17 protein-coding genes are annotated in these 21173 nt (G+C 35.3%); 6 read left to right on the top strand and 11 right to left on the bottom strand.

The window, feature by feature from the left end; translation table 11 throughout:
- Positions 1-28: 28 nt before the first annotated feature.
- Both G7050_RS15760 and G7050_RS15755 read left to right on the top strand, forming a co-directional pair.
- Positions 29-2056, top strand: a complete 2028-nt coding sequence (locus tag G7050_RS15760) for a TonB-dependent siderophore receptor (protein ID WP_166117179.1) — start codon at positions 29-31, stop codon at positions 2054-2056.
- 58 nt (positions 2057-2114) lie between these two features.
- Entirely contained in the window at positions 2115-2513 is a 399-nt protein-coding gene (locus G7050_RS15755) for a thioesterase family protein (protein ID WP_166117177.1), read from the top strand.
- A gap of 392 nt (positions 2514-2905) precedes the next feature.
- Here G7050_RS15755 and rimM read toward each other — a convergent pair whose 3' ends face one another.
- The 3 genes from rimM to G7050_RS15740 all read right to left on the bottom strand — a co-directional run bounded on the left by rimM (position 2906) and on the right by G7050_RS15740 (position 6042).
- Complete coding sequence (gene rimM / locus G7050_RS15750) at positions 2906-3433, bottom strand: ribosome maturation factor RimM (protein ID WP_166117175.1); 528 nt, start codon at positions 3431-3433, stop codon at positions 2906-2908.
- A gap of 3 nt (positions 3434-3436) precedes the next feature.
- Positions 3437-4033 (bottom strand): DUF4290 domain-containing protein, encoded by a 597-nt coding sequence (locus tag G7050_RS15745; RefSeq protein WP_166117173.1) that lies wholly within the window; start codon positions 4031-4033, stop codon positions 3437-3439.
- 242 nt (positions 4034-4275) lie between these two features.
- Positions 4276-6042 carry a S41 family peptidase gene (locus tag G7050_RS15740; protein ID WP_166117171.1) on the bottom strand — a complete coding sequence of 589 codons (1767 nt, stop codon included), beginning with the start codon at positions 6040-6042 and terminating at the stop codon, positions 4276-4278.
- Between the two features lie 238 nt (positions 6043-6280).
- On the opposite strand from G7050_RS15740, the gene G7050_RS15735 reads away from it, so the two are divergent.
- The 3 genes from G7050_RS15735 (at position 6281) to G7050_RS15725 (ending at position 10311) form a co-directional block, all read left to right on the top strand.
- Positions 6281-8131, top strand: a complete 1851-nt coding sequence (locus G7050_RS15735) for a 2-oxoacid:acceptor oxidoreductase subunit alpha (RefSeq protein ID WP_166117168.1) — start codon at positions 6281-6283, stop codon at positions 8129-8131.
- A gap of 4 nt (positions 8132-8135) precedes the next feature.
- Entirely contained in the window at positions 8136-9164 is a 1029-nt protein-coding gene (locus tag G7050_RS15730; protein WP_166117166.1) for a 2-oxoacid:ferredoxin oxidoreductase subunit beta, read from the top strand.
- Positions 9165-9477: 313 nt separating this feature from the next.
- Positions 9478-10311 carry an energy transducer TonB gene (locus G7050_RS15725; RefSeq protein ID WP_166117164.1) on the top strand — a complete coding sequence of 278 codons (834 nt, stop codon included), beginning with the start codon at positions 9478-9480 and terminating at the stop codon, positions 10309-10311.
- A 95-nt stretch (positions 10312-10406) separates the two neighbouring features.
- Here G7050_RS15725 and purL read toward each other — a convergent pair whose 3' ends face one another.
- Together purL and G7050_RS15715 are read right to left on the bottom strand one after the other, a co-directional pair.
- The gene (gene purL, locus G7050_RS15720; RefSeq protein WP_166117162.1) at positions 10407-14093 is read right to left on the bottom strand and encodes a phosphoribosylformylglycinamidine synthase; all 3687 of its coding nucleotides are present in this window, start codon (positions 14091-14093) and stop codon (positions 10407-10409) included.
- Positions 14094-14237: 144 nt separating this feature from the next.
- Complete coding sequence (locus G7050_RS15715) at positions 14238-14552, bottom strand: hypothetical protein (protein WP_166109442.1); 315 nt, start codon at positions 14550-14552, stop codon at positions 14238-14240.
- 139 nt (positions 14553-14691) lie between these two features.
- Between G7050_RS15715 and G7050_RS15710 the strand changes: the two genes are divergently transcribed.
- Positions 14692-15045, top strand: coding sequence for a cupin domain-containing protein (locus G7050_RS15710; protein ID WP_166117160.1), 354 nt, complete (start codon positions 14692-14694; stop codon positions 15043-15045).
- A gap of 63 nt (positions 15046-15108) precedes the next feature.
- Here G7050_RS15710 and G7050_RS15705 read toward each other — a convergent pair whose 3' ends face one another.
- The 6 genes from G7050_RS15705 to G7050_RS15680 all read right to left on the bottom strand — a co-directional run bounded on the left by G7050_RS15705 (position 15109) and on the right by G7050_RS15680 (position 21164).
- A complete protein-coding gene (locus tag G7050_RS15705) occupies positions 15109-15771 on the bottom strand; it encodes a M949_RS01915 family surface polysaccharide biosynthesis protein (RefSeq protein ID WP_166117158.1) in 663 nt (220 codons plus the stop codon).
- A 48-nt stretch (positions 15772-15819) separates the two neighbouring features.
- Complete coding sequence (locus tag G7050_RS15700) at positions 15820-17106, bottom strand: solute carrier family 23 protein (protein WP_166117156.1); 1287 nt, start codon at positions 17104-17106, stop codon at positions 15820-15822.
- A 78-nt stretch (positions 17107-17184) separates the two neighbouring features.
- Complete coding sequence (locus G7050_RS15695) at positions 17185-18306, bottom strand: aspartate aminotransferase family protein (RefSeq protein ID WP_166117154.1); 1122 nt, start codon at positions 18304-18306, stop codon at positions 17185-17187.
- A 32-nt stretch (positions 18307-18338) separates the two neighbouring features.
- Positions 18339-19715 carry a hypothetical protein gene (locus G7050_RS15690; protein WP_166117151.1) on the bottom strand — a complete coding sequence of 459 codons (1377 nt, stop codon included), beginning with the start codon at positions 19713-19715 and terminating at the stop codon, positions 18339-18341.
- Positions 19716-19820: 105 nt separating this feature from the next.
- Complete coding sequence (argC, locus tag G7050_RS15685; RefSeq protein WP_166117149.1) at positions 19821-20789, bottom strand: N-acetyl-gamma-glutamyl-phosphate reductase; 969 nt, start codon at positions 20787-20789, stop codon at positions 19821-19823.
- Positions 20790-20813: 24 nt separating this feature from the next.
- Positions 20814-21164 (bottom strand): cupin domain-containing protein, encoded by a 351-nt coding sequence (locus tag G7050_RS15680; protein WP_166117147.1) that lies wholly within the window; start codon positions 21162-21164, stop codon positions 20814-20816.
- Positions 21165-21173: the final 9 nt, after the last annotated feature.

The raw sequence follows: 21173 nt of genomic DNA, 5'->3' as shown, positions 1-21173 counted from the left end.
ATTAATTTTATTAATAATAATCAAAATTATGAATCGAAAACAATTTGACAAGCTGAAAGCATTTCGTTTCAAACGATTTGCTCATCAGGCTTACAGTGCATTTAACAGTATGCACAAGGTTGTAAACATTGGGGTTGTGGCAGGTTGTGTCCTCACCTTTGCTCATGCAGCAGAAACATCGGCACAATCAAGTCTTAACTCGCATGAGGCAGAGAAGATAACGGAAAAGGAGCTTGATGAAGTTACGGTTACTGCCTCTCGTATAGATCTCCCTATTAATCAGGCTGCAAAGCAAGTAACAGTAATAACACGCAGTGAAATTGAGCAGGCGCCGGTCCAGAGTATTCAAGATTTATTAAACTATGTTGCAGGCATAGATGTACAGCAGCGCGGAGGACATGGAGTTCAAGCCGACATTTCGATCCGGGGAGGATCTTTCGACCAAACAGCAATTCTACTAAACGGAGTAAATCTCTCCAATCCACAAACGGGACACTACAGTTTCGACATCCCTATCAATTTATCAGACATTGAACGTATTGAAATCATTTATGGACCAGCTTCATTGATTTATGGTGCAAGTGCTTTTTCGGGTGGAATAAATATTATTACCAGAAAAAATCCCGATCATAAAGCATATGCTAGAGTAGAGGCCGGGTCTCATAGTTTATTAAATACTGAAGCTAGAGGGGTGATAAAAGGTGAAGTTGCAACTACACAATTATCTGCGGGATATATGACTTCATCCGGCTATATAAATAACAGTGATTATGATATATTTAATTTGCTTTCTCAAACCAGATTAAATATTGAAAAATCGAAAGTTGATATACAGTTAGGATATAACGATAAGCAATATGGTGCGAATACATTTTATTCGGCAGCATATCCTAATCAGTATGATAAAACTAATTCTTATCTCGCTTCGGTAAAGGGAGAGATGGGTGATAAGTTGAAATTTATACCTCTGGCTTATTGGAACAGGCATAATGATTGCTTTCAATTGATAAAGGGGGATGAATCTAAGGTGCCTTATAATCATCATAAAACGGATGTATATGGCTCTAATCTTAATTTGCAATATACATCTCAAATAGGTATAACCAGCTTTGGTGCAGAATTTAGGAATGAAGGTATATTGAGTACTGTATTAGGTGAAAAAATGGATAATCCTAGTGGGATATATACACATTCTGATAACAGAACGAATATAAGTTATGCAATTGAACATAATTTATTATTGAGTAGATTTACACTTTCGGTTGGTGTACTTGCCAATTATAATACGTTCTTAAAAAAGGATTACAAATTTTATCCGGCAATAAATGCTGGCTTTAGGATGTCAGATAATTTTAAGGTGTATGCGTCATGGAATAAAGCTACCCGAATGCCTACATTTACCGATTTGTATTACACAACTGTTACCCACATTGGAAATAGTGATTTAAAGCCGGAAGATTCAGAGTCAATAGACTTGGGTTTTAAATATAATACACCTTTTGTGAAAGCATATATTACAGGTTATTATATGAAGGGTAAAAATATGATAGATTGGATAAAAGAGAATCCGGATGATAAATGGGAATCCCGAAATATAACGGAAATAAATAAGACTGGAGTAGATATGGGAGCTACTTTCTATTTTAGGGAAATATTTCCATCTATCAGTCCATCAACAATATTGCAGCTAGGATATTCCCGCTTACATCAGGAACATAATTCAGGGGAGTTGATTTCGAATTTTACTTTGAATTATTTGAGAGATAAATTTACTGCACAAATTAATCATCCTATTTATAAGGATATTAGCGCTAACTGGAATTTCCGATGGCAGAAAAGAATAGGGACATATCTTAAGTATGAAAACCTGAAACCGACAACACAGCAGCCCTACCCTTACTTTTCAACTTTGGATTTACAAATCAATTGGAAATTGAAAGATTTTGTGGCAACAGCAACCGTGAATAATATCTTCGATAGAAAATATTTCGATCTGGGAAATATTCCACAAGCAGGTTTCTGGTTGATGGCAGGGCTTTCCTACACTTTAAAATAGTTATAGTTTGACTTTCTAATTTTTAAAGATACTTTTGTATTATAATAAATACATAAAGATGGAGCCTATTTTTCAATATAAAATGAAAGTTCGTGATTATGAGTTAGATGCTCAGGGGATTGTGAACAACGCTAATTATCAGCATTATTATGAAGTCACACGGCATGAGTTTCTGGAATCTTGTGGTGTAAGTTTTATGGAAGTTCACAATCAGGGAATAGATCCTATAGTTTCGAGTATAACCATAAAATACAAAAATTCACTTGTTGGTTCTGATGAGTTTATTTGTACTATTAATCTTGAGAAGAAAGGTATAAGATATTACTTTAATCAACAAATAATAAGATTATCCGACAAAGCCTTGTGTTCTGAGGCTCGAGTTGAAGTTGTATGTCTGATTAATGGAAAAGTAGGGCGACCTGATCTTTTTGATCAAATATTAGAAAAGTATCTGTAAAATTATATATTGATAGAAGAGAGATGAAAATAAAATTTCATCTCTTTTTTTATAGAAACCTAGTTATTATAAGGATTGAAGCTCTCACAATAAATATAGTCTATCTTAATATTGAGAAAAACAATAGGGATGAATATGTTTTATAGCATATAATATTTGGTGGTTAAAAATATATCGCATATCTTTGTCATATAAAGTTAAGGTATTTAGTGTATAGCTAGGTAAAAAGGTTGAAGATTGGTTATTGAGATTGGTAAAACCCAATCATTTAGGTTTAGGTTATTAGTAATATTTTAAAATCTCTTATATTGAGAGATTTTTTTTTATGTAATTTGTGGTTATGAAGAGGAAGTTAGATCTATCCTCTTTTTTTTATGTTTTAGTACGAAGTTTTAATCGATATCTACCAATCCCGAAGGTAGATCTACATATAGTATTTTTTTCTCAGAATCGATATCGGTTATAAAGTCATCTGATGCGGGGATAATAATCTCATTGTCGTTTTCTTTTCTCTTTAAAAGAAATAATGTATTGATTGTAGATTCATCAATATCTGTGATAGTCCCTATTTCTCCCAATTGTTTATCAATTACAATAAAACCAATAAAATAATTAAGAGTAAGTTCAACCTCCTCATTCTCATCAAAATATTTACGCGGAAAATATACACTTAATCCGTTGAAACGCTTTGCTTGAATTTCAGATTCAATGTCCTCTAGGAGTATTAGGGCTGTGTCGCTGCCTTTGAATCGGTATGACTTGACAAAAAATGGTACTAAAATGTTATCGATAGAGCAGATTAAATAAGGGCAATCAACTCTATCGAATATATCGTTATCAAAAGCAAAAGCAATTTCGCCTTTAATTCCATGAGGTTTAATAAATTTACCAATCCTTAGAACTTCGTCTTCACGAATCATATATTATTTTTTCTTTTGCTGTGATCCGTTATTACGTTGTTGTTTTCTCTGATTAAGATCTTTCATATCAGATAATTTCATATCAGAGTTTCGCTTGTCTATTTTCTGGTTCGATAGATCATACAAATCTTGAAATAGTTTCGCATCATCTACTTCTTTATTCCATTGAATATAAGTTTTTTTCATATGGTTTAGAACCAACCATACTAATTGCTCTTTTTCTTTACCCTCAGGATATTCGGCAGCAAGAGTGATCAGTTTTTCCAATGTTTTTCCATAATGTTTAAAAAACATCGTTGGACGACTATATTCTACCTTACCGGGTTTAGAAAATAGATCTTCTTTTTTTATGATTTCGTAAGGATAATCAATATCAAGCTCAAAGTTTGACATGATAGCCAAATGATCCCAAAGTATATGTTTGAAGTCGTTCACATCACGTAAATGTGGAAACATGTTTCCCATAATATTGATAATCGTATTGGCACACCTTCTGCGTTCGTTACGATCATCGATAGTCAAACAAAAATCGACCATGTTTTGGATATTTCTTCCATATTCAGGAAGAGCAAGCTTTTTTAATTGCGTGTTATAATCCATGTATAAATAATCTATATAAGTGAGAATAAGAAAAGTATATAAACGAAAGTTCTTCTAATAAGTACCATTAAGTATTTATTTCTTTATCTAATAATAACAGTCTCTGGTTATCATTGCGAAAGTCATAAAAAGGCTTGTGACCTTAAAGTAGTTCTTAAGTTTGACAAAGGTAATAAAAAAAGTATCTCACGGATAAGATGAGATACTTTTTTATGTGTTTTTGTTATAAAGCCTATATGTAATTATATATTCTCGGCTTCTTCCTCTGAGCCGGTTTTACTTGCCAGATCAATAATTTTACGTCCGGGAGTAAATATCTCTTTATATTGTTCTTTATTGTTCAATAATTCAATAGCTTGCTCAACATCTTTATCAGTCTTCAAAGATTCAATTCTCTCGCCTTTTTGGAAGTAGTAGCGTTTAGCTATTTCCATATTCAGAAGCTTTTTAATATCATCTTTGAAATTGTCTAAATCACGATCCAAGTTTGGAACAAGTTTAGCTTCTAATGCTTTATACTCTTCGCTGGCAGTTTTAGAATATCCTTCAAAGTCCATAACATCTTTCAGCGTTTTTAAGCGTTTTTCGCTAAGCTGATCGTATTTGAAATCTTTTTTAGATTTCACAAGAGCTTTGAAACTTTCATAATCTGCATCGGTTATGCTGAACTGTTCAACAGGAGCAATTTTTGGGTTCTTAATAGCCCAGTCAGTTACCCAATCGTTCACTAAATATTGGTTAAGTAGATAATAAGTAATACTAGGTACTTTTATTTCTTCCAGTTTAATATCCGGTGTTACTCCCCCACCGTCTCTAACTTCGCGTCCTATTGCTGTTTTGAATACTGTTGTCAAACTATCAGGTATACGACCTACACTTCCATCTTCGTTGCGATGAGTGTAGTCTATAGCTTGAATACAGCGACCACTTGGGATGTAGTATTTCGAAGTCGTTACTTTAAGACTTCCGCCATATGGCAACTCTCTTGGAGCTTGTACCAAACCTTTTCCATAGGTACGTTGTCCCATAATAACAGCTCTATCAAGATCTTGTAGTGCTCCTGATACAATCTCAGAGGCAGATGCAGAACCTTTGTCTACAAGCACTACAAAAGGGATATCTGTATCAATAGGGTCTAAGGTTGTACGATAAGTTCTATCCCATTGTTTCATTTTACCTTTTGTACTTAATACGACCTGTCCTTTAGGTACAAAGAAATTTACTAATTGAATAGCCTCTTCCATAATACCTCCACCGTTTCCTCGAAGGTCTAGTATCAGAGATGTCATGCCTTGTTTTTTAAGATCAAGATAAGCATTCTTTACATCTTGTGCACACTTATCGGTAAATCCTGTTAAAACAATGTAACCTACATTATCTTTAAGGATGCCATAATAGGGAACAGACGTAATCTGTATATTTTGTCGTACGATCTTTACCTCTATTGGTTTTTTAACTCCAGGGCGTTCAACTTTTACAGTGATTTCAGTACCGGCTTGTCCTTTAAGTTTATTGGTTACTTTATTTGATAAAGTCTTGCCAAAGGGCTCTCCCTGAACTTTTTCGGCAGTAGTCATATCTTCACCATTTATGGAAAGTATAATATCTCCCACTTTTAGTCCGCTTTTAGCTGCAGGCATACCTTCATAAGGCTCCAAAATATAAACGATATCACGACCGTCTATATTTCGGAATGATATAACAGCTCCTACTCCGGCATATTCTCCGGTAGTTAATACTGTAAAATCGCTAACTTCCTCTTCTGTCATATAGTTAGTATAAGGATCTAGTCCTGCCAACATGTTTACTATACCAGATTCTATCGTCTTTTGTACATCTATTGTATCAACATAAAACATATCGAGTTCTTTCACTACTGAATTGAAAACCTCGATGTTTTTATTGATTTCAAAATAGCGTTTCTCATTACTTGTATTCTCTTGAGCGTATAACGACGATCCTGTCAGGAGAAATGTTGAAAAAACAAGATATCCAAGTCTTTTTTTCATCTAATTTATATGTGTTAATCTATTATTTAATAGTTGTTTATCTTCTGATTACACCTTAGTTGTCTATTCTAACAAACCTGGGCAAAGTAACAACTTTTTTTACAAACCAAGATTTATTTTTTGTTATTATGTATTTAAAAACATAATAGTGGGTATAAAAGTTTTTAATTTCTTATTATTACTTGTTTATTCGACCACTCTTTTATTCCTTTGTGATAAGAAATAAAACTAAAAAACCATGTTGGAAAAGACACTAGTTCAGGATGTACAGGATATTGTAATCCGTTTCTCCGGTGACTCTGGAGATGGAATGCAATTGTCAGGTACTTTATTCTCAAATTTATCTGCTATTTTAGGAAATCAAATATCAACATTCCCCGATTTTCCAGCCGAAATCAGAGCACCTCAAGGTACATTGAGTGGTGTGTCGGGCTTTCAATTACATATAGGTACACAAGTATATAACTCAGGTGATAAAGCGGATGTTTTAGTTGCAATGAATCCAGCTGCACTAAAAGTAAATGCAAACCAGTTAAAGAAGAATTCGATAATACTTATCGATACAGATTCTTTTCAAAAAAGAGATCTCGATAAAGCTCTTTTTAAAACTGAAGAGCCTTTTGTTGAATTGGGGCTTACTACACAACAAATTGTAGCCATTCCTATTACAACATTAACAAAAGACAGTTTGACTGCTTTTGATTTAGATATGAAAAGTAAGCTCAGATGTAAAAACATGTTTGCACTGGGGGTTGTTTGTTGGTTGTTCAACAGACCTATAGATGTTGTAAATCAGATGTTATCTACTAAATTTTCGAAAAAGCCAGTCTTAGCTGATGCTAACCTAACGGTTTTGGCGAATGGATATAATTATGGATATAATACAAGCCTGTCTGTTTCTTCATATAGAGTAGATACTCTGGAAATGGAAAAGGGATATTATATGGATGTGAATGGTAATTCGGCTACAGCCTTTGGTTTGATTGCTGCTGCTGAAAAAGCTAATCTACAATTGTTTCTTGGATCATATCCTATAACTCCAGCTACTGATATTTTACACGAATTGGTAAAAAGAAAAGATTTGGGAGTGAAAGTGGTACAGGCTGAAGACGAAATTGCCGGAATATGTATAGCTATCGGTGCTAGCTTTGCCGGTAGTTTGGCTGTAACTTCTACTTCAGGACCAGGACTTGCTTTAAAAGGTGAAGCCATTGGTTTAGCAGTTATGGCAGAATTACCATTGATAATTGTAGATGTTCAACGGGGGGGGCCTTCTACAGGATTACCTACTAAAACAGAGCAGACAGATTTAAGACAAGCATTATATGGTCGAAATGGAGAGAGTCCCATTGTCGTAATTGCAGGAAGTAGCCCTACAAATTGTTTCGATACAGCCTACTGGGCTTCAAAGATAGCTTTGGAACATATAACTCCAGTTATTTTATTGACAGATAGCTATATTGCAAATGGCTCTTCTTCATGGAAGATTCCTGATTTGGATAAATATCCATCTATAATTCCTAATGATATCAGTTTATATACCGGTGATGAATGGACTGTAGCTGCTCGAAATGAAGATACTTTTGCTCGTTATTGGGCTCCGGCAGGTACCGAGGGGTATACTCACCGTATTGGAGGATTGGAACGGGATTATTTTACAGGAGCCATTTCGACCGATCCTGATAATCATCAGAAAATGGTAGATACCCGAAAAGCTAAAATAGAAAGAATTGCGGACTTTATACCTGAATTAGAGGTGTTGGGGAATTGTGAATCTGATATACTAATCGTTGGTTGGGGTGGTACATACGGTCATTTAAGAGAGGCTGTAGAAGAAATGAACAAAGGAGAAAATAAAGTAGCATTAGCTCATTTCAACTTTATCAGTCCTCTTCCTAAGAATACAGAAAGTGTACTTAGGAAGTACCGAAAAATAATTGTTGCTGAACAAAATAATGGACAGTTTGCCGGATATTTAGCTGAGCATTTTAATAATCTGCCAATCATGAAATATAACAAGGTGAATGGTCAACCTTTTGTTGTTTCTGATTTGATTGAATTTTTCACACAAGAGCTTAAAAATAAATAAACATATGGATACAATAACTAATCCTATTGTTCATGACACCCGAAGTTATAAAAGCGATCAGTATGTTCGCTGGTGTCCCGGATGCGGAGATCATGCTATCCTTACCTGCTTGCATAAGGCAATGGTATTATTACAAATAGATCCTCATAATGTAGCAGCAATTTCGGGTATTGGATGTTCTTCCCGTTTGCCTTACTACATGAATACATACGGTTTTCATACTATTCACGGACGTGGTGCTGCTGTTGCTACAGGCGTGAAAGTGGCTAAACCCGAATTATCGGTATGGCTAACTACTGGTGATGGTGACAGTTTGGCAATCGGAGGAAATCACTTTATACATACTATAAGAAGAAATGTTGATATAAATATATTACTTCTGAATAATAAGATTTATGGATTGACAAAAGGTCAGTACTCTCCTACTTCCGATAGAGGATTTGTTTCTAAATCATCTCCTTATGGAACGGTTGAAGATCCATTTCATCCTATCGAATTGACTTTAGGTGCAAGGGGTACATTTTTTGCTCGCTGTATTGATATTGATTTAAAAAATACTACAGATGCATTCGTACAGGCAGAACAGCACAAAGGAACCTCTGTCGTAGAAGTACTTCAAAACTGTGTAATTTTTAATGATAATATACACAAAGAAATTGTAGACAAGGCTTATAGAGATGACCGTACGATTTTATTGAAGCACGGAGAGAAAATGATCTTCGGTACTAACATGGATAAGGGATTGGTGTTGGATGGTTTTAATCTTAAGGTGGTAACTATCGGGCAGGATGGCTATACGATTGAAGATGTATTGGTGCATGATGCCACCACACAAGATAATATATTGCATTTGAAATTAGGATTAATGGCTCCTCAAAATGGATTTCCAGTAGCTATTGGTGTCATTCGTAATGTAGCAGGCTTGTGTTATGATCAGGAAGTAAAGAAAATGATCGATGATGTTCAGGTTAAAACAGAGGTGCATACGCTAAACGATTTTCTGATGAGTGGTGAAGTTTGGGAAGTAAAATAATATTATAAGCTTTATATATTAAGCTAAAGAGCCTGTTTCTTAAGAAACAGGCTCTTTTATTTTATCAGAATTTTATTGAGGTCTCAGATCTTATTATCGTTGGGTGTAGGGGTGAACCTATATTGTTCACCCACAGAGGGTAGACACATATGTCTGCCCTTACAAATAAAGAATATATCATTAAATACTTTCTGCTACTAAAATAAAAGAAGTGTAATTTTTTGTCTGCTAATTATGGAATTAATAAAACAATTCTATCTATTAAGCAAAGAGGGAATGAATATGTAGTAATAACCATTTAAATTATATGATTATGGCACGTAACATTCAACTAAATTCTACAGACTGGTGTGATATAGTATTCACCGGTAAAAACAAATCCTATGGGGCGTATGCTTTACGCCAAAGTTCTTCAAAGAGACATATTCTAGCATTTTTGGTTGTATTGATTTTTGTAGGAGTGGTTGCAGGACTACCTTCTTTATTAAAAGCAGTGAATCCTCCCAAAGAGCATGTGGATGTCGTAATTTTTGATGGGCCAACTATATTAGATGATCTCGATAATAAAGAGGAAGAGCAAATAATAGAACCTCTTATTACGCCACCTCCTACTCCTATTATAAATTCTCAACAATTTACTCCACCGGTAGTAACCCCTGACGAATTCGTTAATAGTGAGAGAGAATTGGTATCTCAACAAGAACTAAATGAAAGTACAGCATTAATAACTAATGTAACAGTAGAAACAAATAATAGAACAGGTATAGACCCTGGAGAGCTACAAAGAGAACAACGTCAAATTATAAATCAACCACCACAAGAACCTAATAAAGTTCACGAACATGTAGAAGTGATGCCTCAATTTCCCGGTGGAAATGCGGAATTAATGAGATATCTGAGTGCAAATATAAAATATCCGACAATTGCTGCCGAAAATGGAATTGAAGGACGTGTGGTTCTTAAATTTGTTGTAGGAAAAGACGGAGGTATATCTAATATACAGGTTGTGAGAGCACTAGATCCATCTTGTGATAAAGAAGCAGTTAGAGTCGTAAAAGGAATGCCTAAGTGGATTCCCGGTATGCAAAATGGACATGCGGTGGCAGTATATTTTACTCTTCCTGTATTATTTAAATTGCAGAGATAAGAAGCGGCAGACTTTCACTTCAAAATTGAATACAAAAAAGACCAATACCTTAAAAAGTATTGGTCTTTTGCTTTTATTTAAAGTTCTTATTTTTCTTAAGACTTATGATTTTCTATCCAACTTTTAGCATTGATAAATGCTTCCATCCAAGGAGTAACGTCATCTTTGCGGTTTTCGAATGGATAATATGCGCATTGCCATGGGAATATTGATCTTTCAGGGTGAGGCATTATTGCTAAGTGGCGACCATCTTTAGAACAAACTGCAGCTGTTGAAAAGTCAGACCCGTTAGGATTACCCGGATATTCATCGTAAGCATATTTAGCAACAATGTTATATTCCGATTCGGCTTTAGGCATTGAAAAACGTCCTTCTCCGTGAGCCACCCAAACACCCAGTTTGCTTCCTGATAGTGTGCCAAACATCACCGAATTATTCTTAGGTATATCAACTGATATAAATGTAGACTCAAATTTATGTGATGCATTGTGATGCATTTTTGGTTTTTGATCGTGTTCCGGATAAATCAATCCTAACTCCATTACCAATTGGCAACCGTTGCAAACACCCAAACTCAAAGTATCTGGGCGAGCATAGAAATTACGCAAGGCAATTTTAGCTTTTTCATTGTACATGAAGCTTCCTGCCCATCCTTTAGCAGAACCTAATACGTCAGAGTTGGAGAATCCACCACAAAAAACGATTAAGCTTATATCTTCTAAAGTTTCCCTTCCAGAAGCAAGGTCGGTCATGTGTACATCTTTTACATCAAAGCCAGCCAAATATAAAGTATAAGCCATCTCACGCTCACCATTAGTTCCTTTTTCTCTGATGATAGCAGCTTTTACACCTGATCGTCCTTCTCTGGCAGGTGTAATTCCTAAATGAGAGAATTTGCCATTGAAAGAACTATTGATTTTAAACTCTACGGGTTGGTTTTTATAATTCTCGAAGCGAGCTTTGGCTAAATCTGTTCCACTTTGAAGTCTATCCAATAGATAAGACGATTCGTACCAGATATCTCTTAATTCATCAATATCGAATTCTTCATAGAATTCGTCTTTCTGAATAGTCAGCTTTCTGTTTTCGGTAGGTCTTGCAACTATTGCATAACCGATGCCGTAATCATCTAATATCTTTTCAACCAGATGATGATGTTTCACTTGGATTAGTACTCCCGGATTCTCAGAGAATAGTACTTTGATAAGGTCTGCATGATGCAATTTATCCAGTCTGGCTTCTAAGCCTCCTTGAGGATTTGCGAAACACATTTCCAACATAGCTGTAATCATACCTCCGGCAGAAATATCATGTCCAGCCAATACCAAACCTCTTTCTATTAGCTCTTGAATACAAGTAAATGCATCTTTGAAGTATTCTGAATCTTTTACAGTTGGCACTTCTTCACCCAATTTACTCATCGTTTGAGCAAGGGCAGAACCTCCCAATTTGAAAGTATCAAAAGAGAAATCTATGTAATACAAATAAGTTCCTTTGATGTATGCTAATACAGGAGATACAATTTTACGTATATTTTTCACTTCGGCAGCAGCAGATATAATTACTGTACCGGGTGCATATACTTTATCATCTCCATATTTTTGAGTCATCGACAGTGAATCTTTACCTGTTGGAATATTGATTCCCAATTCACAGGCGAAGTTTGAGCAAGCCTCTACTGCACGGTATAAACGGGCATCTTCTCCCGGATTTTTACAAGGCCACATCCAGTTCGCACTTAATGAAATACCTTGAATACCATCTTCAAGAGGGGCGAATACAATATTGGTTAAAGCTTCAGCAATAGCCATTACAGAACCTGCTTCCGAATCTACCATTGCTACCTGAGGTGCATGACCAATAGATGTTGCAATACCCGAACGACCTCTGTAATCGAGTGCTACGGCACCAAGGTCACTTAGTGGTAGCTGTATTTCTCCCTGACATTGTTGACGAGCCACTTTTCCTGTTACAGAACGGTCTACTTTATTTGTTAGCCAGTCTTTACATGCAACAGCTTCGAGTTGAAGAACATTTGTTAAATGACCTTTAAGGCTTAATAATTTATATTCGGGATTAGAGAAATATTCTTCGATAGTTTCATCACACATAATTGTACGTGGTGCTTTTCCGAAGAAATCCTCTAAACTTAAATCAATAGGACGTTTTCCGTCAGCTTGTTCAAAAACGAATTTTTTATCATCGGTTGTTTTTCCGACTACATACATAGGTGAACGTTCGCGTTCGGCTATTCTTTTTATAGCTTCTGTTGTTTCAGCAGGAACTATCATACCCATTCTTTCCTGACTCTCGTTTCCTACAATCTCTTTCGAAGATAAAGTCGGGTCTCCTACCGGAAGTTTAGATACATCTATTATACCTCCTGTATGTTCAACAAGTTCCGAAAGACAATTTAAGTGTCCTCCTGCACCATGGTCGTGAATAGATACAATAGGGTTATTATCTGACTCCGATAAAGTACGGATCACATTCGATACACGTTTTTGCATCTCAGGGTTGGCACGTTGTACTGCATTCAATTCAATACCACTGGAGTATTGACCTGTATCAACAGATGATACTGCACCTCCACCCATTCCGATACGATAGTTATCACCACCTAATATAACAACACTCTCACCGACTTCGGGTTCGTTTTTTATAGCATCGCGTTTGTTTCCGAAACCAACACCTCCGGCTAACATAATTACTTTATCGTATGCAAACTTCTTTTGGTTTTCCTGATGTTCAAGAGTCAGTACAGAACCACAAATCAGAGGTTGTCCGAACTTATTACCAAAGTCTGAAGCTCCATTAGAAGCCTTTATTAGAATTTCTTCGGGAGTTTGGTATAACCAATCTCTTTCGGGCATAGTTTCTTCCCATACTCTACCCTCTTTGGTACGTGGGTATGCTGTCATATAAACGGCTGTTCCTGCTATGGGTAAAGATCCTTTACCTCCGGCAAGGCGGTCACGTATTTCTCCTCCCGAACCTGTTGCAGCACCATTAAATGGTTCTACTGTAGTTGGGAAGTTATGAGTTTCGGCTTTTAACGAAATAACAGATTTAATTTGTTTAGTCTCAAAATAGTCAGGCTTATCTCCACTTGCAGGAGCAAACTGTTCAATTTCGGGTCCATCGTTAAATGCAACATTATCTTTATAGGCTGAGATCAGTTTATTTAGATTGACTTTCGAAGTCTTTTTTATCAATTGAAAAAGCGTACTTTCTTTTTCTTCACCATCAATAATAAATGTACCGTTGAAGATTTTATGACGACAGTGTTCTGAATTAACCTGAGAGAAACCGAATACTTCGCTATCTGTTAATTTTCGGTTCAGTTTAGCACTTAAGCCATTTAGGTAATCTATTTCGTCGGAGCTTAAAGCCAAGCCTTCTTTGGCATTATAAGCTGCAATATCGTCGATCTCAAGAATAGGATCGGGTTTCTTATCGATTGTGAATAACATTTGTCCTAACCCATTATATCTTTGTTGAAGCATTGGGTCATATTTAGAATCTTGCTCTGCAGAAAAATATTCTTCAATACGAATAATACCTGTAACACCCATATTTTGAGTTATTTCAACGGCATTGGTGCTCCAAGGAGTAACCATCTCTTTACGAGGTCCAACGAAGTGTCCTTGAATCTCAGTAGATTCAACTAATTGAGCTTCGTCGAAGAGCCATTTTAACTTTTGGATATCAGAAGATTCGATTGGAGAAGAGGTTTCTACTGCAATGATGTTTTTAGCAGAATTAAGGAAGAAAGATACCATATTGATTAAGCTATATTATCACTTTATTAATCTTCGACAAAGTTAATCAAAAGTATACAACTAATAAAGACAAAATTCTTTATTTAAGACATAAAATAAAAAAGGTTGATAATTAAATTACCAACCTTAGTGTCATAAATGACTTTATTTCTTCTTTTCGTCGTCCAGATAGTCGCTTGCTTTTTGAGAAAGGTCGCGAGCTGTACGTTTTGCTTGTATGGTGAGATCTTCTACTTTATCTTCTATCTTGTCCGAATATTCACGTGCTTTGTGTGAAAGTACATCGAACAAAGATTTAGCTTGTTCTTTCAAATCCCCATATTTTCCTTTAAAGAATTTATCCCAATCTATCTCAAGACCTTCTTTATCCATAAAATCTTTAACTATAGTTACAGCCTTTACGGCTTGTTCTTCCGATAAGCCTGCTTCTTCCTGCAATCTTTTTAATAAGTTTTCCATATTATTTAATGTTTAAATGGTTTTCTATTTCTTATAACGCCAATGTATAAAAAATAGTTTAACGATTTATACTTATAATCGGTTTCTTTTGAATATTTGAGATAAATCTCTATCTTGCTTCTAAATAAAAAACGAAATAATGGAAAAGATTAAAAGTAAACCTTTCTTTCTAAAAGATGAAGAACAAGTATATCTTGCTGATAAAGGTATAACCCGCCAGTTTGTGGGGTATAATAATGCGATTATGACTGTAAAAGTAATCTTTGAAAAAGGAGCTATTGGTTATCAACATTCGCATCCTCATGTACAAACAGCTTATATTGAATCGGGAGTGTATGAGGTTACCATAAATGGAGAGACTAAAACATTGAAAGCGGGTGATGGCTTTTTTGCAGAACCCAATATTATGCATGGATTAGTTTGCTTAGAGGCAGGTGTTATTATTGATACTTTTAGTCCTGTAAGAGAAGATTTTTATAATACAATAAAATAAGAGACACTAGTGTCTCTTATTTTATTGTATGCGAAGTATTTATGTTTTATATAATCAGGGCAATTACTCCCATTTTACCATAATATTATCAGACCAGATTTTTCTGGCGTATTCTCGAAATACATTTTTTCCTTTAGTGAAATTATTGTCGAACTTATATTCACCTCCAAAGGATTCGTTATCTGAAAGTTGTATTTTATTTTCTCCTCTCATGGCATATTTTGTATTGCCTTCATACATTATTACTTTCATTTCAAAAGGGCTTACATCTCCATGACAAACTTTCTGGTACATAACCCAAACTTCATGTATTCCATTATTATCTAAATCTGTTACTTTAAAGGTATTCTCTATGAAATTTGCAGCAATATCTACAGGACAATCTGAAATATAGTCATAGATCTTCCATTTTAACTCATGCCTATCTGTTTTCTCATTAAACAAATAATGGTATGCAAAAATTTCAGCATCGGCTCCATCATTATCATGTCCGAATTTTTCACTTACATAGATTCCTGTCTCTGTAATAAAAGCGATGTGTTTTCCTTCTTTATCCGCCCAATTAATAGCCTCTTTTACTTTCCCTTCATAAACTAACTCTTTAGGTAGGCTATTAATCAAAGTAATAGTTGTATCTTCTATGTCTGATTTTTCTTTAGCCTTACAAGGCGAGAACATAAATAACAAAGAGGCTACACAGATGATTGGTGAAATTATTTTTTTCATTTATAGTTTAATTCGAATATAGTCTGTTGATTTCTATTACTTCAATGTTTACTCTCCAAACATATCTTTAAAATCAACAACTTGTTTTCCCGGTAATATCTGATTCAACACTACTCCAATAATAGAGGCTAATGCCATGCCTTCGAGTGAAAAATGACTGCCAATATGCAATGCTGCTCCCCCTATCCCAATAACCAGAATGACAGATGCTATAATAAGGTTTCTTTTTTGAGAAAAATCTATTTTATTTTCAACAAGCATTCTCAGTCCACTGGAAGCAATAATTCCAAATAAAAGTATAGACACCCCTCCCATAACAGGTGTTGGAATAGTAGATAAAAGAGCCGATACTTTCCCGCAAAATCCGAAAAGGATAGCGAAACATGCGGCACCAATAAATAAATATATACTGAATGCTTTGGTAATAGCCAGTACACCAATATTTTCACCATAAGTAGTAACGGGAGGTCCTCCGATACAGGAAGCAATTATAGATGCTACAGAGTCACCAAATAGAGATTTATGCAATCCCGGATCTTCCAATAAATCTTTTCCGACTACCTTACTCAATACTAATTGATGTCCTATGTGTTCAGCAATGGGTACGATAACCACGGGAACCATTAACAAGAATACTTTCCAAGTGAAGTGAGGAGTGAAATTTACAAACGGAATTTCGAAAGGAGGCACTTCAAACCAGTTTGCTTCTATTACCCTTTGAAAATCAACTATTCCCATGAAGACAGCAAAGATATATCCTCCGATAATACCCATAAGAACAGGAACTACGCTCAAAAATCCTTTGGTGTAAATAGCAAATATAATAGTGATAACTAAAGTTACAAGTCCTACCAGAACATAATCTATATCATATCCTCCACCATGATTGGTAACCATGCCCACTGCTACAGTTGATAAGCCTAGTCCGATCACCATAATAACAGGTCCGACAACAATGGGAGGTAATAATTTCATTAACCATTTGATTCCCGTTTTGGCAATAATCAAGGCAACAATGGCATAAATGATCCCAACCATAAAACTGCCTACCATTATACCTGCAAATCCATCAAAAGCTTTTACAGCAATAAGTGGGTTTATGAAAGCAAAAGACGATCCCAGATAAGAAGGAACTTTTCCGCGGGTTATCGCTATAAAAGCCAATGTTCCTAAGCCGCTTGAAACGAGAGCTACGGCAGGACTCATTCCTGTTAGAGCAGGAACTAGTACTGTTGCTCCGAACATGGCAAACAAGTGTTGAATACTTAGTAATATCCACTGATGAAATTTGGGCTTTTCATCTATACGAAGAACTATTTTACTCGAAGATGTCATGGTATAGTATCTGGTTGTTTAATTTTATTTTTCAGGCAATAAAAAAGCACCGCTAAAATAGGTGCTTTTTATATAGAATTATAATATCTGCTTAAATTTAGTCAGAAATACATCGGCTTGCTCTTTAGTTAAGCACAAGGGGGGTAAGAGTCGAAATACATGAGTTCCGGTTGATCCAGTAAAGATCTTATCTTCGAACAGGAGTTTTGATCTTTTTTCTTTAATAGGCTCGTTCATTTCGATACCTATAATAAGACCACGTCCACGTACTTCTTTTATTCCCGATAGTTTCTTTAGTTCAGTAATTAAATATTCTCCTATATTCAACGCATTCTCAACTAGATTTTCTTTTTTCATTATGTCCAATACTGCAATCGCAGCAGCACAAGCCAAATGATTACCGCCAAATGTAGTACCCAATTGACCATAAACAGCTTTGAACATAGGATTTATTAAAACACCTGCCATCGGGAAACCATTACCGATACCTTTTGCTACTGTGATAATATCGGCTTCAATACCTGCGTACTGATGTGCAAAGAATTTTCCACTACGTCCGTAACCCGATTGGATTTCGTCCAGAATAAGGATGGTTCCTGTTTCGGTACAAACCTCACGAAGCTCTTTCAGAAAACTGTCATCAGGAATATGGATACCTGCAACTCCTTGAATACCTTCTATGATAACAGAGCAATATTCCTTTGTAGCCAGTTCCTTTTTGATAAATTCGATATCATTGAATGGAGCGAATACAACATTTGAACTTTCATTCACTGGAGCAGAGTATGCCGGAATATCAGTTGTAGCAACAGTTACAGATGTACGTCCGTGAAATGCTTTCTTGAATGCTAAAACTTTCTTTCTTCCATTATGAAAAGATGCCAGTTTTATTGCATTTTCATTTGCTTCGGCACCTGAATTAATTAGGAAAAGAAAATAATCGGGATAGCCGCATTGTTCTCCTAATTTTTGAGCAACTTCTTGTTGCAATTCATTGATAACCGAGTTTGAATAAAAACCTAACTTATTCAGTTGGTCTGTAACTTTTTCCACATAATATGGATGAGTATGTCCTACCGAAATTACAGCATGTCCGCCATAAAGGTCTAAATATTCATTACCCTTTTCATCATATACATAACATCCATTCCCTTTTACTATATTGAGATCGAATAATGGAAATACATCGAATAGTTTCATCTTATATTTTATATTTAAGGTCTAAAAACGACCTATTTATTATTTTCTATATTTATATCTTCGGGGTTGGTAGTCAGTACTTCATTTATCATCTCCACTACCCTCTCTTTGCGTATTATATACATGCCTAATCTATCGGTCGATATACCCTCTTTCAGCTTATAAGTATATGTCGGATGTCCGTCAACTTCGCGTATTTCGAAACTTCGGAAACTTATATTCTCATTTGCACTTAAGCTTTCGGCAGCCTCAATTATATGTGTCGATATAACAAAGAATGAACTCTTAATACGTGCAAAAGCTGATACTATAGCTAAAGTTCCGTCGTAAGCATCTTTTACATTTGTTCCTCTGAACAATTCATCAAAGATTACGAGCAGATTATTATTTTCCTTTAATTGTGCTGCTACATATTTTACCCTTAAAACTTCGGCATAAAAATGGCTGTATCCCGATTGTATATCATCAGATATATTGATCGTAGTACATAATCCCGATATTAGACTTATTTTCATTCTTTTGGCAGGTACCGGAAATCCGGCATGAGCCAAATAAGCAGAAACTCCCAAAGCTTTAAGAAAAGTAGATTTCCCTGCCATATTAGGTCCGGTAATAAACAGAAGGTTTGAATCTCCTCCGAAACTCACATTATTCGCTACAGCATTTTCGACAAAAGGATGAAAAAGCCCTTCTGCATCAAGGCAGTTTGCCGATCTGGGTAAAACCTCAGGATAAGCAAGGTTATATTTATCGGCAGCATTGGCTATAGCTTGTAAGGCGTCATATTCGTAGATGAGATTAATCAAAAACTGAATATTACGACTTTGGTAATATCTGAAAATAGAATCATATACATCCACATCGTAAGGCTTGAGACTTTTTACTTTAAGAGCATTTTGAAACTCTTCTATAGTGAATATTTCAAGTACTTTGTCATTATCTTTTTTTAGTAGCAAGGGAAAGTTACTATCCTCCACTTCCTTTGATAAGTTCGATGAAAAAGCATAGAGCGTCTTAAGAATATTAACCAACGAGTTAACCCCGTTTTCTACAACATGATAGCTTTGAGATGGGTTCAATTTATTCATGATACTTCTCTCTGCCGACCACACTTTGGAGGCACGCCTAACGGATGAATTTCGATCTTTCAGATAGTAAACAGCATAATCCAAAGAATCTTTATCGATATTCAGTCTTGATGTTACATGATTCCTGAAAAATAAGACTGCATCTTTTCGTTCTTTTATCTTTTCAAGATCTGTCATTGGTTCTGACAAGAACTTATATAATTTGTCTTGTCCACCTTTACATGTGGTAAGATCGAATAAGTCGAATACAGATTTTCCACTTTTATATGTACCAAAAATATCAAGGTCTTTTTTGGTCTGATCGTCTATCTGGAAAGACATAGGCGTAACTTTTAAATTAATAAATTTAAGGTCTTATTAATCTCAAATATATCACTAAATATTTTTTGTTGTTTAATTTAGTGGAAAATATATTGATTTGAAACCTTAAAATCCTGTTGCTTTCAGTTTTAATCCCTCTGTTTCATCCAAACCAAAAATAAGATTTAGATTATGAACAGCTTGTCCCGAAGCTCCTTTCACCAAATTGTCGATACAAGAAAGAATAAGCAGTTTATTACCATGCTTTTCTACATATAGCACACACTTATTGGTATTGATAACTTGTTTTAAATCAGGATTCTTGTCTGTAATAATTACAAAAGGACTATCCTTATAAAAGTCTTTGTATAATTTAACTGCATCTTCTTCAGTCCCTGCAAAATTGAGATAGATACTCGCAAATATTCCACGGGTAAAATTACCCCTAACAGGTATGAAGTTAATATCTTCAGAGAAACTGTTTTGAAGTTGATTCAATGATTGACGAATTTCGCCTAAGTGCTGATGTTCGAATGCTTTATACACCGAAATATTATTCTCTCTCCAACTGAAATGTGAGGTTGCCGAAGGCTTTACACCTGCCCCTGTCGATCCCGTAATTGCATTCACATGAACTTCGGTATTCAATAATTGAGCTTTTGCTAAAGGTAGTAAAGCTAACTGTATGGCAGTGGCAAAGCACCCTGGATTGGCAATTCGTTTTGCTTTTTTTATTCTTTCCCTATTTAATTCAGGTAGACCGTATACAAATTCGTGCTCAGGTGATTCTTTACGATAATCGGTTGAAAGGTCTATTATTTTGAGATTCTCTGGAACATTATTTGAGTCTAAGAATTTTTTCGTATCACCATGTGCAGTACAGAAAAATAACACATCAATTTCGTTATAAGGAAGTTGATCGGTAAAAGTCATTTCTGTTTCACCTAATAATCCTCCATGAACATCGGTCAGTTTATTGCCTGCATTGCTGGTGCTATTTACAAAAACCAATTCTACTTGAGGGTGGTTAATCAATAAACGAATCAGTTCTCCGGCTGTATATCCTGCACCTCCTATTATTCCTGCTTTTATCATTTTTTCTATGTGCTTTATTCTTCTTTAATCAGCTAAAAACCGATCATTATTTGTTGTAGGCTGAGAAATAACTAAAAAGTCAATAGCTTCATTACTTTTATTCTCTATAAAATGTATTGTGTGAGGAGGTATTAGTAATCCTTCCTGAGCCAATACTGTAACAGATTCACCGTCATTTATATGAAACAATGCTTCTCCTTTAAGTAGATAGAAAAACTGCGAAGCCTTTGCATGATAATGAGCATTTTCTCTAGTATTTGGAGGCATACTTTCTAGTTTAACAGATAGAGTGTCCTTATCTACTAACACCCAACTATCGCATCTATCGCCCCAAATATAATGAGCAGCCTCATTTTTAGATACTTTCTTATACATCACAGCCTA

It is taken from the genome of Dysgonomonas sp. HDW5A, from assembly GCF_011299555.1.
GTDB lineage: Bacteria > Bacteroidota > Bacteroidia > Bacteroidales > Dysgonomonadaceae > Dysgonomonas_A.
The sequence above is the reverse complement of the archived record's forward strand: the minus strand, read 5'-3'. Positions and strand labels throughout refer to the sequence as shown.

What these genes read in the sequence shown, in the direction of transcription:
- G7050_RS15755 (WP_166117177.1), top strand. Translation starts at nt 2,115, where the DNA reads ATGGAGCCTATTTTTCAATATAAAATGAAAGTTCGTGATTATGAGTTA.
- G7050_RS15725 (WP_166117164.1), top strand. Translation starts at nt 9,478, where the DNA reads ATGGCACGTAACATTCAACTAAATTCTACAGACTGGTGTGATATAGTA.
- G7050_RS15730 (WP_166117166.1), top strand. Translation starts at nt 8,136, where the DNA reads ATGGATACAATAACTAATCCTATTGTTCATGACACCCGAAGTTATAAA.
- G7050_RS15695 (WP_166117154.1), bottom strand. Translation starts at nt 18,306, where the DNA reads ATGAAACTATTCGATGTATTTCCATTATTCGATCTCAATATAGTAAAA.
- rimM (WP_166117175.1), bottom strand. Translation starts at nt 3,433, where the DNA reads ATGATTCGTGAAGACGAAGTTCTAAGGATTGGTAAATTTATTAAACCT.
- argC (WP_166117149.1), bottom strand. Translation starts at nt 20,789, where the DNA reads ATGATAAAAGCAGGAATAATAGGAGGTGCAGGATATACAGCCGGAGAA.
- G7050_RS15700 (WP_166117156.1), bottom strand. Translation starts at nt 17,106, where the DNA reads ATGACATCTTCGAGTAAAATAGTTCTTCGTATAGATGAAAAGCCCAAA.
- G7050_RS15710 (WP_166117160.1), top strand. Translation starts at nt 14,692, where the DNA reads ATGGAAAAGATTAAAAGTAAACCTTTCTTTCTAAAAGATGAAGAACAA.
- G7050_RS15740 (WP_166117171.1), bottom strand. Translation starts at nt 6,042, where the DNA reads ATGAAAAAAAGACTTGGATATCTTGTTTTTTCAACATTTCTCCTGACA.
- G7050_RS15715 (WP_166109442.1), bottom strand. Translation starts at nt 14,552, where the DNA reads ATGGAAAACTTATTAAAAAGATTGCAGGAAGAAGCAGGCTTATCGGAA.
- purL (WP_166117162.1), bottom strand. Translation starts at nt 14,093, where the DNA reads ATGGTATCTTTCTTCCTTAATTCTGCTAAAAACATCATTGCAGTAGAA.
- G7050_RS15680 (WP_166117147.1), bottom strand. Translation starts at nt 21,164, where the DNA reads ATGTATAAGAAAGTATCTAAAAATGAGGCTGCTCATTATATTTGGGGC.
- G7050_RS15760 (WP_166117179.1), top strand. Translation starts at nt 29, where the DNA reads ATGAATCGAAAACAATTTGACAAGCTGAAAGCATTTCGTTTCAAACGA.
- G7050_RS15690 (WP_166117151.1), bottom strand. Translation starts at nt 19,715, where the DNA reads ATGTCTTTCCAGATAGACGATCAGACCAAAAAAGACCTTGATATTTTT.
- G7050_RS15745 (WP_166117173.1), bottom strand. Translation starts at nt 4,033, where the DNA reads ATGGATTATAACACGCAATTAAAAAAGCTTGCTCTTCCTGAATATGGA.
- G7050_RS15735 (WP_166117168.1), top strand. Translation starts at nt 6,281, where the DNA reads ATGTTGGAAAAGACACTAGTTCAGGATGTACAGGATATTGTAATCCGT.
- G7050_RS15705 (WP_166117158.1), bottom strand. Translation starts at nt 15,771, where the DNA reads ATGAAAAAAATAATTTCACCAATCATCTGTGTAGCCTCTTTGTTATTT.